Origin of the sequence: Paludisphaera soli (assembly GCF_011064595.1) — a bacterium.
In the GTDB taxonomy this organism is placed as follows: Bacteria; Planctomycetota; Planctomycetia; order Isosphaerales; family Isosphaeraceae; genus Paludisphaera; species Paludisphaera soli.
This window is the reverse complement of the sequence record NZ_JAALJI010000007.1, coordinates 42,954-59,542: the sequence shown is the minus strand read 5'-3', so window position 1 is coordinate 59,542 and position 16,589 is coordinate 42,954. Positions and strand designations below refer to the sequence as shown.

The 16,589-nt window shown below is 72.0% G+C and carries 12 protein-coding genes and 1 pseudogene; 4 read left to right on the top strand and 9 right to left on the bottom strand.

Annotated elements, in window-relative coordinates; all coding sequences use genetic code 11:
* Positions 1-28 precede the first annotated feature (28 nt).
* The 9 genes and pseudogenes from G6O68_RS33565 to G6O68_RS11205 form a co-directional block, all read right to left on the bottom strand.
* Positions 29-142, bottom strand: a complete 114-nt coding sequence (locus tag G6O68_RS33565; protein ID WP_390625368.1) for an SEL1-like repeat protein — start codon at positions 140-142, stop codon at positions 29-31.
* A gap of 24 nt (positions 143-166) precedes the next feature.
* Positions 167-1,300, bottom strand: a pseudogene (locus tag G6O68_RS11245) (tetratricopeptide repeat protein); the annotation flags it as partial.
* 15 nt (positions 1,301-1,315) lie between these two features.
* Positions 1,316-1,771 carry a tetratricopeptide repeat protein gene (locus G6O68_RS33425; RefSeq protein ID WP_165247697.1) on the bottom strand — a complete coding sequence of 152 codons (456 nt, stop codon included), beginning with the start codon at positions 1,769-1,771 and terminating at the stop codon, positions 1,316-1,318.
* A gap of 80 nt (positions 1,772-1,851) precedes the next feature.
* Positions 1,852-3,093 (bottom strand): tetratricopeptide repeat protein, encoded by a 1,242-nt coding sequence (locus tag G6O68_RS11230; RefSeq protein WP_165247695.1) that lies wholly within the window; start codon positions 3,091-3,093, stop codon positions 1,852-1,854.
* 100 nt (positions 3,094-3,193) lie between these two features.
* On the bottom strand, positions 3,194-4,975 hold the full coding sequence (locus G6O68_RS11225) for a WD40 repeat domain-containing protein (protein WP_165247693.1): 1,782 nt from the start codon (positions 4,973-4,975) through the stop codon (positions 3,194-3,196).
* Positions 4,972-7,170, bottom strand: a complete 2,199-nt coding sequence (locus G6O68_RS11220) for a WD40 repeat domain-containing serine/threonine protein kinase (protein ID WP_240911149.1) — start codon at positions 7,168-7,170, stop codon at positions 4,972-4,974. The genes G6O68_RS11225 and G6O68_RS11220 overlap by 4 nt, the downstream gene beginning before the upstream one ends.
* A gap of 44 nt (positions 7,171-7,214) precedes the next feature.
* Positions 7,215-7,838 (bottom strand): RNA polymerase sigma factor, encoded by a 624-nt coding sequence (locus tag G6O68_RS11215; RefSeq protein ID WP_165247689.1) that lies wholly within the window; start codon positions 7,836-7,838, stop codon positions 7,215-7,217.
* A gap of 211 nt (positions 7,839-8,049) precedes the next feature.
* Positions 8,050-8,664: a tetratricopeptide repeat protein gene (locus tag G6O68_RS11210; protein WP_165247687.1), complete on the bottom strand. Its 615-nt coding sequence runs from the start codon at positions 8,662-8,664 to the stop codon at positions 8,050-8,052.
* A complete protein-coding gene (locus tag G6O68_RS11205; protein WP_165247685.1) occupies positions 8,652-9,839 on the bottom strand; it encodes a tetratricopeptide repeat protein in 1,188 nt (395 codons plus the stop codon). The genes G6O68_RS11210 and G6O68_RS11205 overlap by 13 nt, the downstream gene beginning before the upstream one ends.
* 766 nt (positions 9,840-10,605) lie before the next feature.
* On the opposite strand from G6O68_RS11205, the gene G6O68_RS11200 reads away from it, so the two are divergent.
* The 4 genes from G6O68_RS11200 to G6O68_RS11185 all read left to right on the top strand — a co-directional run bounded on the left by G6O68_RS11200 (position 10,606) and on the right by G6O68_RS11185 (position 15,952).
* Positions 10,606-13,590 carry a fibronectin type III domain-containing protein gene (locus tag G6O68_RS11200; protein WP_165247683.1) on the top strand — a complete coding sequence of 995 codons (2,985 nt, stop codon included), beginning with the start codon at positions 10,606-10,608 and terminating at the stop codon, positions 13,588-13,590.
* A gap of 344 nt (positions 13,591-13,934) precedes the next feature.
* Positions 13,935-14,222 (top strand): glycosyltransferase, encoded by a 288-nt coding sequence (locus G6O68_RS11195; RefSeq protein WP_165247681.1) that lies wholly within the window; start codon positions 13,935-13,937, stop codon positions 14,220-14,222.
* 479 nt (positions 14,223-14,701) lie between these two features.
* Positions 14,702-15,640, top strand: coding sequence for a GP88 family protein (locus G6O68_RS32750; protein WP_240911148.1), 939 nt, complete (start codon positions 14,702-14,704; stop codon positions 15,638-15,640).
* A gap of 6 nt (positions 15,641-15,646) precedes the next feature.
* Entirely contained in the window at positions 15,647-15,952 is a 306-nt protein-coding gene (locus G6O68_RS11185) for a hypothetical protein (RefSeq protein WP_165247677.1), read from the top strand.
* Positions 15,953-16,589: the final 637 nt, after the last annotated feature.

Genomic DNA, 16,589 nt, shown 5'->3' with positions numbered 1-16,589 from the left:
GCGAGGCGAGGCGAGGCGAGGCGGGCGATCATCGGGAAGGTTCCCGAGCAACCTGGCTGGCCCCCATTCGGAGCTCGCGGGCCCTGCCGGGGTCGCGCGGGACCCCAGCACCTTCATCGTAGCAGTCGGCCAGGTTCTCCATGGCCATCGTTTCGCCCAGGTCGGCGGCCTTTTGGAACCAGCGCACCGCTTCTTCCCGGTCCCGCTCGACGCCGCGACCGTCGAAGTAATGTGAGCCGACATTGTTCATCGCCTCCTTCAAGCCGAGTTCGGCCGCCTTGAGGAACCACGAGAAGGCCTCCTCGAAGTCGACCGTACCGCCGTGCCCCTCCTCATGGTAGATGCCGATCGTCATGCAAGCCTTGTCGTGCCGCGCCTCGGCCGCACGGGTGAGCCAGAGGAGGCCCTCCGGAGCCGACTTGGGGGTGCCCAGCCCGAATACCAAGGCGGTCCCGAGCCAGTACATGGCGTCGGCGTCCCCCGCCTTCGCAGCCTTGCGGTACCAGCGCACCGCCTCGGGCTCGTCCTTGTCGACGCCGGAGCCCAGCCTGAGCAGGTCGCCGAGATAGGTCATGGCCCTCACGTCGCCCCCTTCGGCCGCTTTGCCCATCCACTCCGCGGCCCGGGCCGCATCGGCCCCTACCCCGATCCCCTTGGAGTATGCCGAGGCCAGTTCGCGCATGCCCGGGAGGCTCCCGGCCTCGGCCGCCCGGCTGAGCCAGCGGAACGCCGCCGCCGGGTCGCTCCCGGCCCCGTAGCCGTCGCGGAGGCAGGCCCCGAGCAGGGCCATCGCATCAGGGTGCCCGGCCTCGGCCGCCCGCCGCGCCCATGCGACCCCCTCGGCCTCTTCCTTCAAGACGCCGTCGCCGAAAAGCAAGGCGATGGCCATCTGATGCGCGCAGTCGCGGTCTCCGGCCTCCCAGCCGCGGCGCAACCAGCGGGCCGCGGCCTCGGAATCGCGAGGCATGCCCCGCCCGCGGCGGCACGCGCCCGACAAGCTGAGCATCGCCCCGGTGTGGCCCGCCTCGGCCGCCTCGCGGAACTTCGAGGCCGCGGCCGAGGGGTCCTCGGCGACGCCGAAGCCCTCGTCCAGGCACTTGCCGTACAGGAAGAGGCCGTTGATGAGCCCGGCCTCGGCGGCCCGCCGGAAAGCGTCCGCCGCAGCTCGCGGGTCCTTCTCCACGCCCCGTCCCTGAGCCAGCAACGAGCCCAACTCCGCCAGGGCGGCGATCGAGCCGAGGTCGGCCGCCTTTCGGAACAGCGCGACCGCGCGCCCGGGATCGGACCGGAGGCCGACTCCCTCGTTGTAAAATCGTCAGAGCAGTACGACGGCCGGGGCGAAGTCGCGCCCCGCAGCCTTCCGGCACCACGACACGGCCTCCACCGGGTCGGCCTCCACGCCGGCCCCGTCGTAATAGCAGTACGCGAGCAGGAACGCACCCGCGTCGTCACCCGCCTCGGCCGCCTTGCGGTACCACGCCGCGGCGGACGCGTCATCCTTCGTCACGCCCGCCCCGAGTTCCAGGCAGCGCCCGTAGAGGCCCTGGGCGGCCGGATCGCCCGCCTCGGCGGCCCGCTTCCATTCGGCGGCGCGGGCGGGGCCCATCCGCTTGATATAGTCGCCCGAGCCGTTGCCTCGCTGGATCGCGGCGACCAGCCCCCGGTGATCGTCCGCGACCTGGTCCATCCCGGACGCCTCGGCCGCCCCAAAGGCGATCAGGCCCAGGGCGACGTTCAGGACTTGCAAGGCGTTCGCATGTCTCGTCTTCATGGTGGGTCCTTTCGAGTTCGATTCGTGGACGTTCGACCTTGCAAGGCGGGCCGACCCACGCGGCCGGCCCACCGCCTTCTTCATTCCGATTCCGCCCTACGAATCCAGGTCGCGGCCATGTCGAGGTCGACGTGGGTGCCGATCCCGAGGTGATGGCAGTCGCTCAGATTCCGCATGGCCCGTCGGTCGTCGGCCTCGGCCGCCCGGCTCAGCCATTTGAAGGCCAGGCCGTGGTCATCGGCCGTGCCGATGCCCTTCCGGTAATACACCCCTAGGCTGTTCATCCCGTCCGGAGATCCGGCATCGGCCGCCCGCTTCGTCCAGCGGTAGGCCAGGCGCTCGTCCCGGGCCACCCCCGCGCCGTTCAGGTAGCAGCCGCCGAGGTTGTTCATGCCGGTGGGGTTGCCGAGTTCGACGGCCTGAAGGTACAGCTCGAATGCCTTCCGCTCGTCTCGCGGCACGCCCCGGCCCACCGCGTGACAGTTCCCGAGGTTGACCATGGCGCCGCTGTATCCGAGCGCGACCGCCTTGCGGTACCATGACACGGCCTCGTCGTGGTCGACCTGGACGTGGCGCCCTTCCTCGTACATCAACCCGCGGGTCTTCATCGCCACGGCGTTCCCCGCCTCGGACGCCCTCCTGTACCACTCCACGGCCTTGGCCGGCTCGGCGGGCACCGCCTCCCCCGCGCCGAGAAGGTAGAGGTCGCCCAGCATGCTCATCGCCAGCGAGCTGCCCGACTCGATCGCCCTGGTGTACCACGCGAGGCCCCCCGGCACGTCAGGGGCGCCCCCCGTCGCGTCGCCGGTGAAGTGTAGGATCCCGTAGGTCACCATCCCCGAGGGACACCCGAGCTCCGCGGCTCGCTTGATCCACGAACGGCCCTTCTCGGGATCCTTCTCGATCCCTTTGCCCTGGCCGTACGCCGCGGCCAGGTAGAACATGGCTTCCGGCAGCCCCGCCTCGGCCGCCTTCCGGAGGCGTTCCGCCCCCGCGGGGGGATCGGGCTCGACCCCGAGCCCCTCATGAAGGCAGCGGCCGAGCAGGAACGACGCGGTCGGGTCGTCCCGCTCGGCCGCCGACCTCCAGGCGGGCAGCCTCGTCGCGGCCAGCTTCCTCAGGAACTCGTCGTTCGAGGCGGCCCACATCTCCGTGTGCTTGTCCAGCTCGGACAGGTCGGCCGCGAGCCGGGCTCGTTCGGCCTCGTCTCCTCGCCCGACGACGGCCCGCGGGGCGGGCTCCTGCACGAGGGCGCCTGCCCCCGTCAGGCCCCCGTCGAGCAGCGCCACGACCGCCGCCATGATTCGGATTCTGCGTCGCATGGTTCGCTCCAATCGGGACTGAAAGGTCGTCCGATGGAGCAATCACCGAGAGGGGCCGGGACGCGACAAGAAATCCGGGTTCTCGACCCGTCGCGATCGATCAGCGCGGGCCCAACGTCTCGTCGGCGACCCGCTTCATCTCGAGCAGGTCCGCGTCCCCGGGCCTGGACCGGAGGAGGGCCTCGGCGTGGAGCCGCGCCGCGAACAGGTCCTTGCCGCCCGCGGCGCGTCCAAGCTCCTGCAAGTGCCAGGACTCCACGTGATCAGGGTCGACGCGGAACTCGGCCGGGAAGCGAGCCTTGAGTTCGTCCCACTCCCGGACGAGTTCATCGGGGCCGAGCCGCACCTGGCTCGCCCCCCCCTCGCCGACGCGAAACCCGGCCAGAACGGCGACCAGCCGTCGCAGCTCCGGAGCGGGGAGCGACTCGGGCACCAGGAGGTCCACGACCGACACCCCGACGGGGCTGGCCCCGGACGACGGGGCGGATTCGCCGCCGGTGACGTACAACACCTCGCCGTTCGGGTGATAGGAGACGTCTCGGGCGGGCCGGGGCCCCCAGAGCGGGGGACTCACCAGGTTGCCGTCGGCGACTTCGTACTCGAGGATCTTGCCGTCCCGGCCGGCCGTGGCGAGCCTCCGGCCGTCCGGAGAAAGGGCGGGCGGATAGGCGGCGCGGCCGATGGCGAGGGGAGGGCCGATCGGACGCCCCGTGCCGGCGTCGAGGACGTGCGCGAGGAGATCCAGGGTCGCCACCACCGCTCGGGAGCCGTCCCGGCTGAACGCCCCCGAGACGACCAGCTGCGGGGTGCTCCAGAACCCGTCGTCCCCGGAAATCGCGGCCCCGCTCGCCACGTCCCAGAGGCGAACCGCGGCGTCCCCCGCGGTGAGGGCGCGGCCCCCGTCGGGGCTCAGGGCGGCCGCCGTCACCCCCCCCGGGTGGTTGCAGGAAGTCGACCACGTCGCCGCCCCGTCCCAGGTGCGGATCGCTCCGTCGCCGCAGACGGCGACCACGACGCCCCCGGCTCGCACGGCGAGCGCTTCCACCGCCGAGGGGAGCGCCGGGGCCTCGGAAACCGGACGGCAGGACGGCACCTCCCACAGCCGGACGCCCGTCCCGCGAACTCCGGCGGCGAGCCGGCCGTCCGGGGCGAAGGCGGCGAGCGGGGGGCCGGCCCCGCTCCCCAGCTCGATCGGCGGCGAGACGGGCTCGCCCGCCTCGCCGTCCCAGAGGGTGGCCATGCTGGCGGACTTGCCGTCCGGGCCCTCGCGCCTGGTGTTGGTCGTCATCCAGTATCGCCCGCCGGGGTCGACGACGAACTGGTCGGCGAAGAACAGCCTGTTGGGCACGCGACGGTCCCGGGTCGGGGGGGCGACGAAGTCCCAGACGCGCACCAGGCCGTTGTTGTGGGTGACCGCCAGCCGCCCCATGTCCGGGCTGAAGTGCCACCCGGACACGTCGGACAGGATGGGCATGCGACTCTCGCCGGTCTGGCCGTCCCACACGACCAGCCTCAAGGATTCGATGGTGGTCGCCACGGTCCGCCCGTCGGGGGCGAACGACGAGGCGAGGACCCGTCCCGGGAACGTCCTCCCGCCGAGCTTCCGCCCAGTTCGGAGGTCCCAGACGCCGGCTTCCCTGTCCGAGGTCAGCAGCAGCCATCGCCCGTCGGGGCTGACCGCCTGGGGATCGGCCCGGCTCGGGGCCTCCTCCAGGGGAGGGCCGCCGGGCTTGCCGGCCGCGAGGTCCCAGGCCCTGAACTCGTCGGAGACGCCGGGGAACGGAGCCAGGATCGCCGTGTAGGCGTCCTCGCCGTCGACGTCGACGGCGACGGCCCTCAGGGTCGGCCAGACGCCCAGCCCCTCGACGGCCCGGTCGGTCATGGGCCGGCCGGTCTCGGCGTCCCAGACCTGCGCCTGCTTGTTCCCGGCGATCCCCTGACGATGAATTTCCCGTCGGGGGTGAAGCCGCCGCCGACCCGCGAGCCGTGCTCCAGCGGCGGGTACCTCAGGCGGCCGGTGCCCGCGTCGCTCACGCGGACGAGGCGGTCGATCCCGGCCGAGACGAGCCAACGGCCGTCGGGGGAGAAGCCCAGGGTCCCGACCGGGCCGGCGTGCGCCGGGGGCCGGCAGACGACCTTTCCGGTCTCGGCGTCCCAGACGGTAACCTCGCCGCCGAGGGCGGCGGTGGCGATCCGCCGTCCGTCGGGGCTGCACGCGTCCCTGGTGAGGCCGGGACGGCCGATCGTCGGCCCGACGGGGAGGCCGGCGGTCGCGTCCCGGAACCGCAGCTCGCCCGCCCCAATTGACCTGGTCAACAGCCGGTTCCCTCCCGGAAGGAACCCGGCCGACACGCCCTCGACGTCCGCAGGGAAGGGGAAGAACAGGAGGGCGGGCCGGACGTGGGTGGCCCACCGGGCCATCGCCATCCGGCGTCGGGCCGTGTCCTCGTCGTCCGACCGGCCGAGCGACTCGGCGAACCAGACCAGGGCGGAGAATCCGTCCCCCTCGTCGGCCTCACGGGCCCCGCGCGCGGTGGCGAGCGAGTTGGAGTACCGCCGGGCCTCGGATTCTTTCGTCTCGGCGACGGCCTTCTGGGCGTCCGCCTCGACCAGGGCGGCGGCGCGTGCCCGATCGGTCTGGCTGAGTTGGGCCACCGTCGTCGCCAGGCTCCGGTTCGCTCGCGCCAGGTCGGCGGCCTGGGCGGCCGTCCGGAGATAGAGAGAGATGCTGACCGTCGTGCCGGCGACGAGCGTCATGACCGTCGCCCCGGCCAGGCCGGCGACGACGGGTTTGCGCCCGGCCCACTTCCAGGCCCGCTCGGCCGCGCCTACCCGCCTGGCCCGGATCGGCCGGCCGTCGAGCCAGCGAAGCAGGTCGTCGGCCAGGTCGGCGGCCGAGGGATAGCGACGACGGGGCTCCTTCTCCAGGCACCTCAGGCAGATCGTCTCCAGGTCGCGCGGGCAGTCGGCCCGGAGGGCGCGCAGGGGCGCGACCGGCTGGCTGCGGACCCGTTCGAGGGTCGCCAGGACGGAGCCGCGGGGAAAGGGAGGCCGGCCGGTCAGGCAGGCGTAGAGCACGGCCCCGAGCCCGTAGACGTCGACGGCCGGCGTGGGCTTCTCGCCCGTCAGCGCCGCCTGCTCGGGGCTCATGTACTCGGGCGTCCCCACCACGGTGCCCATGTGGGTCCGGCCGTCGGTCAGGTCGACGGGGCGCGCCAGGCCGAAGTCGGCCACCTTCGGCTCCCCCGAGGGGGCGATCAAGAGGTTGTCCGGCTTCAGGTCACGGTGAACGATGCCGCGGCCGTGGACCGCGTGGACGGCGCGGGCGGCCAGCTCGACGAGGGCCGCGGCCCGGCGTGGCTCCAGCACGCCCCGCTCGATCAGGACCTTCTGGAGGCTGGGGCCGTCGACCAACTCCATGGCGATGTAGAGGTCGCCGTCGGCCTCGCCGGCCTCGTAGACCTGAACGACGTTCGGGTGGTTCAACGCGGCCACGGCCTCCGCCTCGCGGCGGAACCGGGCGCGGTAGTCGTCGCCGACGCTCTCCACCGCGAGCCGATCGCCGCGGATGACCTTCAGGGCGACCTCGCGGCCGAGGGCCACCTGCCTCGCGCGGTAGACGACCCCCATCCCGCCCCGCGCGATCTCGTCGCGGATCGCGAAGCCGGGCACCGACGGCGGGGCGGCCCCAGCACGCCGCGAGATCGCGCGTACCGGCAGCCCGAGCGGCCCGTATCTCGCGTCGTATGCGGGCAGGTCGATCAAGTCTCCGGCACGGGCCCGAAGCCTCAGCTCGGTCTCCAGCAGCGGCTCGAGCGCCGCCGGGCTCGCGGCCAGGACGGGGAAGCGGTCGAGATGCTCCGCCAAGCGAGCCGGCTCGCCGGCGGCCAGGCGGAGTTCCAGATCGCTGTGGACCAGCTCCAAGAGCAGCCGCGTCCGCGGCTCTCCTTCGCCGACGAGGTAATCCTCGATCCGCGGCGCCGAGGAGCCGCGGAAGGCGAGTTCGAAGGCGTACACGACGTCGTCTCGCCCGGCCTCGCCCCCCGAGGGGGGGGCGTCGGCCCCGTCGCCGACCACCAATCGGCACCTCCTCCCCGGCACCGCCGGCCCGCGGCCGGGGCTCACTCGGCCCCGACCAGCGCCTCCAGCCGCCCGCGGAACCGCTCCAGCGTGCGCTGCACGGTCCGGGTGGAGAGGCCCACCCGCCGCGCGACCGTCTCGGCGTCCGCGCCGCCGAGGAACGCGTCGATCATCGCCCTCTGGTCCGGGTCGCACCCCGAGAGGGCCTTCTCGAGCAGCTCGTCCATCGCCGCCTCGTCCTCCGGGCCGGGCCCGCGGTCGGCGGCCTGCCAGTCCTCGAAGGCGACGTCGCGCGAGGCGTCGCGGCGGAGGCGGCGCTGGTCGCGGTTGCGGTTCAAGCACTTTCGGAAGGCGATGTGGGACAGCAGGCCGTAGACCATGCCCCAGTCGCGCAGCTGATATTCACCGCGGCCGCGCCGCTTGAAGAACGACTCGAAGGCCGATTGCGCCACGCTCTCCGGGTCCACCTTCGCCCCGAGGCGTCGATCCAGCTTGCGCGCCGCCAGGGCGACCAGCCGGTCCACGAACCGCTCGTAGATGGCGCGTGCCGCGTCCTGGTCGCCCGCGTCCAGGGCGTCCAGGACGATCTGAAAGGAGGGGTCGGGGTCGGACATGCGAGGGCGATAAGTCCGGGGTGCGTCGGGCGTCAGGTCGGATGTTATCATCGTCGGCGTCCCAGGTTCAATCGAAATCGTCGCAGGGCTCCGGCCGTGGGCCGGAGGGGAGCGAATCGGGCCGGCGGGCCCGACCGATCCGTCCAGCCAGGCCCGGCTTGATCCGCCGGACGGCGGCCTCGGGATGGCCCGGCGGCCGGCACCCGCCGGGGTGCGACGGACGTCGGGATCGATCGGGGAGGGTGGGATCGCGGCCCGGGGATCAGGGGGACGCGGGCCGCCCCTCGTCCTGCGCCGCGCCGTCGCGGCGGGGCGAATCGCCGGCGCCCTCGAGCCGGCGGATGGCCTGGATCGCCGATCGCGCCTCCGGGCCCCCCGGGGCCGCGAGCGTCGAGGCCTTGCGGTATTCGGCGAGCGCGTCGCCGGGCCGGCCCTGGGCCTCGTGCAAAGCGCCGAGCCTCGCGTGCGCCGTGAGGGCCAGCTGGCGGGGGAGGTTCCCCGCGATGGCCGTTTGGTAGTGCGAGACGGCCTCGGCATCCCGCCCTATTCGGGCCTGGAGGGCTTCGGCGAGGTGATAGTGGATGATCCCCGGGGCCCCCTCCGCCGCTACGGCGTCTTCGAGGAGCTTGGTCCCCTCATCGGGCCTGCCGGCGGCCGAGAAGACTTGGCCGACGATGCTGTACGACATCCTCGGGTCCACCTTGAGGCGTATCGATTCCTTCAGGCTCGCCACCATCTCATCGATCCTCGGCCGTGAGATGGGAGGCTGCGCCAGGATCGCCGTGGCCAACCCGCAGTGGGCGGTCGCGTTGGCGGGATCCAGCCGGAGGATCTCCCGGAACTGTTCCTCGGCAAGATCGGGCTTCACCTGGCCCATGAGATTGGCCGCCAGATGGGACCGCAGCTCGACGTCGTTGGGCGTCCGGGCGACCCCCTCGCGGAGTAGGCGTTACGCCTCGACGGGCTTCCCCGCCAGGAACAAGTCATGCGCCCGGACGAGGCTCGCCTGCTTGCCCGCGCCGGGGCCCGGAGCGGCTCCAGGGACCGCAGGCGGGGGGCCGCGGCCGGGGACGGTCCCTTCTCCCGGCAAGGTTGCTTGGCCTCGTAGTGTTCGAGGCACTCCCGGAGGTGGAGGGCGTACGCCAGGGCGTCCGGCGCGCCGGCCAGGGCCCGCTTCTGATATTCCACGGCGTGCGCGAAGTCGCCGCACTCCGCATAAGCAGCCGCCAGGACCATGAGGTTCCCAGGATCCTCCGGCTTTCCGAGCTGACGGACTCGAAGGGCGTCTCGATAGGCGAGCGGGCCGTTTCGGACGCGAGGATCGGGGCAGGTCGAGCGGAGCCGGGAACGTGTCCAAGACGCGGGCTCATTATCGGGGTCGAGTTCGATCGCCCGGTCCAGGTCGGCCAGGGCCAGTTCGTGGCGACCCAGGAGGTTTCGGATGATCGCCCGGAGTTGGTAGGCCAAGGACCGGGAGGGATCGAGTCGGACGGCTTCGTCGGCGTCGTCGAGGGCGGCCGTCAGGTTCCCCGTCAGCGAGAGGATTTCCGCACGTTCCATAAGTGCGGGCACCAGGCTCGGCACTAACTGAAGCGAGCGGTTCAGGTCGGCGATCGCCAGGTCGTAGCGATCCTGTCGTCGCCTCGACTTCGCTCGGCGGACGAAGGCCTCTCCATTCGACGGATCGAGCTCGATGACCCGGCTCAAGTCGGCGACGGCTAGGTCTTGCAAGCCCTGGCTCGACCTGACGTCTCCCCGGACCAGGTAGGGCGGCCACCAGGCCGGGGCGAGCCCGATGGCTCGATCCAGAAGAGCCAGTGCGTGATCGTTGCGGCCCTGATTCGACCAGGCGATCGCATCCTGATAAGCCTGCTCTGCGGTCTGCCCCTCCACGCGAGCCGCCAGCAGCAGGATGAGCGCCCCGATGAACGGAGCCGCTCGACGGCGGCGGGCCTCCACGTCCGGCCCCGCATCTCGGACCGGATGCGACCGGGGATGATCCGGCGACGACTTCGAAGTCTCGGGGAGTCGAGTCGGAGTTCGAGCTTTCATGAGGAGCGTCTCCAGACTTTTCGGGCCGATGAAACGGAAACCGAGCAAACACGGCCGAATGCCTGCATGTGTGGATCCCAGCGTCATTCCTGATTTCATCCCATTTTGCGGGCTTGGCCGCTTCCCCGGGCCAGTTCGATGTCGGCCGTTCGCCAGGTGACGGGGAACCCTCCCTGAGCTCAATCACCGCCTGCCGGTCCGGGCGACACGGATTATCGAGACGATCTCGAAGACGCCCACGTTGGATCCAGGATGATTGATCGAACTGGGCGGCCCTCCTTCCTACTTCAACCGCCGGCGCGTGACGGGCTCGAAGACGAAGGACGGCGGGACCGTGCTGCGAGCCAGAACCTCGGCCGGCCGAGCGCCGCGGTTCGAGTTCGGTCCGCCTCGGCGAGCCGACGCGGTCGGGTCGTCCCGCTCCGACGCCCGCCGGGCGGTCTCCGGAGTCGCCGCTCACCCGACCGACCTCAGCCCTGGGCCCTTGGCGACTTCGGACCAGGCGGAAATCCCGGGCCCCGTGTCGTCGTCGGCGCCGTTCGGTGATCTCCCCTGTGGCCGGCTCACCCGCCTTGCCACACGCTTCACGCCCGATGCATGAGCCGGCGTCCCTCGTCGCGGCAAGGCTGGGCGAGAAAGCTCGATCGGCCCGGCCCGCTGCGGAGCCCACTTGAGACCCGAAACCACGCGAGCAGAGAACGACACAATGCCAAGATCTCCTCGTCGCACCCGGCCCTTCTTCGAATCCCTCGAAGGTCGGCAGCTCATGACGACCGGCGTCGCGTCAACGCCCACGCCGGCCCCCGCGGCCGTGGCGACCGGCCGGCAGGCCGCCAACGTCGACCCCGACGACCCGGACGACACCATCCGCGAGCGCGTCACGGACTTCGGCCTCATCACCGCCGGGCGGACGCCGACCGCCGTGACCGACGCCTTGGGGCTCCTCGACGCCCCGAGAGCCGGCATGTCCCGGGGCGAGTTCATCCGCCTGAACGCCCAGGACGTCGACCTGTATCGGTTCCAGGTCGAGGACGGCGCCAGGCTCCGCTTCCGCGTCGAGACCTGGGCAACTTCGACCCCGTTCCCCAAGCAGAAGCCGATCAAGGGCTCGGCCTCCGTGGCCTTGAAGCTCTTCGACGCCGACGGCGTGCAAATGCCGGCCATGAACCTGACCGGCCCCGCGCAGGTCTCCACCCCGCTCTCCGGCTCCCAGAAAGCAGGACGCGCGACCTGGCAGTTGGACTACACCTTCTTCAAGGCCGGCACCTACTACCTCGGCATCTCGCATTCGAGCAGCCGGAAGTACGATCCTGCGGGGGGCGGCGGCGACAACCCGTCCCGATCCCACGCCTCGTTCGGGCCTTATAAGCTCGACGTGGACTACCTCGAGACCGACCTCCCCGACCTGTCCGCCCGCGAGCTGTGGTGGGACGGGGACGTGCTCCGCCTCCGCTACGACGTGACGCAGGAGGCGGTGCCGTCTCGTCTCTGGCCGGGCGAATGGCGCCACGGCGTCGCCCTGAGATGGCTGGGCGCCGACGGCCGGGACCTCGGCACCGCCGCGGCCGACGGCCTGGAGAGCTACAACTCCCGATCGGCCATCCCGAGTTCGACGCGTCAATTCAACCTCCACTTAACCCCCCGCGAACTCGGCGAGCCCCCGGCCGGGGCCACGCACCTCGCGATGATCCTCAACTCGGACGGCTCGGTGCCGGAGACGGACTCGGGGAACAATACGAAGGTGGTGTCGCTGGATCCGTCGCGGCGGCTGGTGGACATCCGCGTCGTCCGCGCCGACGCGATCGACGATGACAGCCTCGTGCTGCACTACGAGGTGTCGGGCGATCGGCTGAGGTCCGGCCCACTCGTCGGCCTCTATCGCGGCGCCGGCCCCTCCTTCGACGGGGACGCCGAGCTGATCGCGACGATCCCCCTGCCCTCCCGCGACCGCGACGGCGAGGAGACGGGCGTCGTGGGGTCGCATGCGGTCGACGTCGTCTTCCCGGCGCGCTTCGGCGGGACGGTCGCCCGTCCCTACCTGTTCGTCGTGATCGACCCGTCCGAGGAGCCCCCGACCCCCGCGACCTCTTTGTCCGTCGGGTCGGAGATCGAAACCGACGAGTCGAACAACGCGACGCGGCTCGGGGTAGTCACGCTCGACCAGCTCCGCCAGGTCATGGCGTCCGCCTCCGACGCGACCCTGCGCAAATATCTGGAGCCGCTCAATCGCACCCTCGGCGAGTTCGGCATCGTCACCCACAAGCGGCAGGCCGCCTTCCTGGCCCAGGTCCGGCTGGAGACCAAGAGCCTGGAGGCGATGACTGAGGATCTCGACTACAAGGCGAAGCGCCTCACGGAGGTCTGGCCGAAGCGTTTCCCGACGCTCGCGTCGACTCAGGGCTTCGCCCACAACCCCCCCGCGCTGGCCGAGGAGGTCTACGGGGGTCGATACGGCAACGACGCTGCCGGCGACGGATGGAGATATATCGGCCGAGGATTCATCCACCTCACCTTCAAGAGCAACTACCGAGCGGCCTCGATCGGCCTCTACGAGGACGAGCGGCTGGTCTGGGACCCCTGGAAGGTCGCCCGGGACCCGATCGCCGCGGCTCGCGTAGGGGGCTGGTTCTGGGACCATCACGGCCTGAACGCGCACGCCGACCGCTACTCCGAATCCCAGAAGTCGGGAGCGGGGACGGCGAGATCGGTCAGCGACGGCATCTCCAAGGTGGTGAACACGTATGACAAGGATTCGTTCGACGTCCGGCTCGGGTACTTCGAGAAGGCTCTGGACGTCCTCCGTCCCGCCGATCCGGGGCCGACCGCTCGGACCGTCCCGGGGGTGCCGGCGGGGGCCGGCGAGGCACCGCCCCTCGTCCCCGTGACCTCGGGGCCTGCCCCGTCGGCGGCATCGGTCGCCCTAGCCGATCGCCAGCCTCGGGCCCTGGAGGTGGCCGTGACCGGCGAGCAGGGCGTCACGACGGTGCGCGTCGACGCGGCCCGTGGGGGCTCAGGACCGCTCCCGGACGACTCGTCCACGGACTCGGCTCGGACCCGAACGACGCCCACCTCGCCCTTCCTGGCCGCCCCCTCGGCTCCCACGCGCCTGCGAGCGGACGACGTCCGCACGACGATGGTCGACCTCATATGGGACGACCGGTCGGGCGACGTGACGGGCTTCCGCGTCGCGGTGCGCCGCGACGGCGAGGACTGGCGCCACGTCGGGACGACCGTCGCCGGCGACGCCGACTTCCGCGTCGCGGGCCTGGAGCCCGGCACCCGCTACTGGTTCAAGGTCCGAGCCGCCAACGGCGAGGCCTATTCGGACTACACGAACGAGATCATGGTCGTGACCGACCTCGAACCGCCCGTGGGGCCGACGCCCCATCCGGGCCCGGCCGAGGCGTCGACCCCGCGACCGGAGCCGTCCTCGGCGCAGGCCCCTCTGACGGAGCCGGTACGCCACGCGGGACCGATTGCGGCGCCGGCTGGCCTCCGCGCGGACACCATCTGGGCGACGAAGGTCGACCTGAAGTGGGACCACGACTCGACGGGCGGGAGCGGCTACCGAGTCGAGATCAGCCTGGACGGGGTGCACTTCGCCGAATCTCGGTCCGGCCAGGCGGACAAGGCGAGCTTCCGCTGGACCGAACTGAAGCCGCGTACCCGCTACTGGTTCCGGGTCGCCGCCCTCGATGCGAAAGGAGCCTCCCGGTATTCGACTGTGATCGAGGTCCGGACCCGTTCCTAGTGGTGCGATCGCCACGACTGAAGCCCGGCCCGCTCGCGCCGCCTCGGCTGAATCAGGCGTAACCGCCCGAGGCGTCGAGCATACGTCCGATGGTGAATCGCTGCAGCGTCGCTCCATCCGGCGATCCTCCGCTCCGATCTCGTCGACACGAAGCCTGATGTCGATGTAAAGAACTCTTGAAAAATCATTAGGAGGTGATCAGCTTACCGGCGCGACTCGACATCCTGCTTGGCCTGATTTCGCTTCTCGGTCATGCCCCATCGGGGTCTATCACCGCTCCCGGCCAGCTCAGGGGGGCCGAAAACCGCTCCCTCGAACTGAGAACGCCGGGACGGTCTGAGGCCATGGCCAACGGGATCGCAGTCCTCGCCAGCGACCGCGGCACCCTGCCGGAGACGCTCGACGACGGCGGGTTCCTCCCCACGCCCCCCGAGGGCTTCACGGGCGGCCTCGCGACGCCGGCCGACCGCGAGGTCGCCCCCTGGGTGGCGACGATCGAACGGCTCTGGGACGACCCCGCGTGGGAGGCCCGCCATCGCGAACTCGTCCTGATGGAGGCCGGTCGGTGGGCCCCGGACGCGGTCGCTGGGCGGTACCAGTACTTCTTCGGATCGATCGCGCGTCCGGACTGACCTCTGGCGGCCGGGCCGCTCGACGGGCCGAGGGCCACCGCGAGAGGGCTCGCCCGGGTCCGTTCCGCCCGACCCTCCGATCAGGAGCCCGGAGTCGAGGGCCTACGCTCGACGTCGCGGGTGAAAGTCGTCGAAACCGATTCCGGGCTGCGGCCTTACGGCACCGCAAGAGCTCCTTTCGATCCGGCCCGCGAAGCCTGCACCCGACGTCGCCGAGCGTGCGTTGGGCTCGTATCCGGACGATCCGACAGATCGTCCCGCGCCTGAGATCGGGGAGGTCGGTCGAGAGGCCGGGGAGCCCTTCCCGCCCCGAACGTCCGAGTCGCTCCTCCCTTCCCATCTCCGCTTAATCCGCGGCGGAACCGCGTCATCAAGGATCGGGAGCGTTAGCCCCTCGACTCGCTTCGCGAGGACCCTCGCGATCCGAACGCCGCGACGTCGGGGCGGGCGTGACGCGCAGGCAGCCCCGCCTCCGCTCGATGCGCCCTTCGCGTGAATCTCGTGAGACCGGGACGGGCACCGTGCATCGAGGCTCCGCCTTCCTCTTACCCCGTCGAAATCGCCGAGAAACCGGGCGTCCCCCGCCGCCGCGGCTGCGTCTCGGATCGCGGAACGAGCGGGCCGAACCCTCGTCGCGGCCTTCCTCGACGCCTGGGGACCGTGCGTCCGGGGGCCGCACGGCACGTCGTGCGGCCCCAAGCCCGGCGCGCGGACGCCGCCGTCGTCTCGGGCGGTCGGAGCCGGTCGGACTTCGCCACGCCCCCTGCCCGCGGGCCGGCCGGCGAGCTTGCCGCCGCCCGGTCGGCCCCTCCCCCTCCCCCCTGTCGCCAGTGTCGCCCGGCGTGGCCCCGCGACGTCCGCATCCCCGAGCCGCTCGGGCCAGGCATCGCCGGCCGGCCCCTCGGCCTCGGAGAGTCTGCGCGCGTCACCGACCGACCCGCACGAGCCCGGATGCTCGCCGGGCCGCCGGCCCGCGACCGACCCGGGCCGCCCTCCAGGAGCCGCCCCATGTCGAATCGCCTCGAAATCCTCGCGTCCGCCCCCGCCACCCGCTGCTCTGCCGGGGGAATGCGAAGCTGGGGCGGGAGCTGATCTGGACCTTCTCGACCCCCGCGGTCGCCTCCTGCCCCGGGTCCACCCCGGCGTGCCGGGCGTCCTGCTACGCGCGCTCGGGACGCTTCGCCTTCCCGTCCGTGAAGTCTCGCCACGCCCGGAACGTGGCCCGGGCCGAGGGCCCCGGCTTCGTCGCCGACCTGGCCGGCCAGGTCCGTCGCGACTTCATCCGAGTCGTCCGCGTGCACGGCTCGGGCGACTTCCACTCCGCGGGCTACGTCGGCCTCTGGGCCGAGGCCGCCCGGCTCTGCCGCTCGACCATTTTCTTCGCCTACACGCGGTCCTGGAGGGTGCCCGAGATCTGAAGGGCGTTGGCGGACTTCGCCGGCCTGCCCAATGTGCAGCTGTGGTATTCCGGCGACCGCGACTCCGGGCCTCCGCCCTGCGACCCGGGCGTCCGGACGGCCTGGATGATCGGGCCGGGCGAGCCGCCCGGCTCGGTGCCGGCGTCGGCCGACCTGGCCTTCCGCGTCCGCCGGTCGGGGCCGCTCAAGCGGGCCAACGGCGTGCTCGTCTGCCCGTACGAGCAGGCCGTCCCGAGGTCCTGCCAGCCGATCACCTGCGAGCGCGGCCGCATCTGCTTCGACAGGCCGTCGCGCCCGCCGGCCCGGCCCTGACCCGGCGGGGCCGTCCGTCCTCGACCCGCTGGGCGTCGGCCCACGGCGGCCGGATCCATCCCAGCCCGACCGTCCCCTCGAGTTCGACCGCCGGACGTCGACGACGCCGACCATCGAGCTGGGGGGACGGCGGGCTCGAGGGCCCTGCCCTAGGGTCGGTTCTTTTTAGCTCCCGCGAGCTGAAGGGCGGATCCCTCTCGACCACGTCGGAAGCCCTGATCGATCTCGCGAGCCGGCCTCGCCCACGCCGGGGCCGTCCGGGCGGAGCATTCGAACGATTCGCCCGTCGATCCTCCGATCTCGGCGACGCCGGACGTCGTTCGTCGAGCCGCCGTCGCCGGCCCCGCACGTCGTCGCCGACGAGTCCCGGGGGGCGGGGATCGGGGGGCCGCAGCCGCCGGGCGGGGTGCGGATCCATCGCGTCCCCCCCGCGAATGCGGATGACGACCTCGCTGGGATTTGTTGCAAAAGCGCGGTCGGCCCGGTCCGCCGGAGGTGGACCTCGGCGGCCGTGCTCGTAGTCGGGCGATGGGAGGGGCCGCATGGGTCATGCCGTCGCGCCGCCGCGATCGTGAATCGCCGGCCGGCGCTCCCCGACCGTCCCGCATGCCGAGGTTGCGCCCCGGTCTCGGGACGG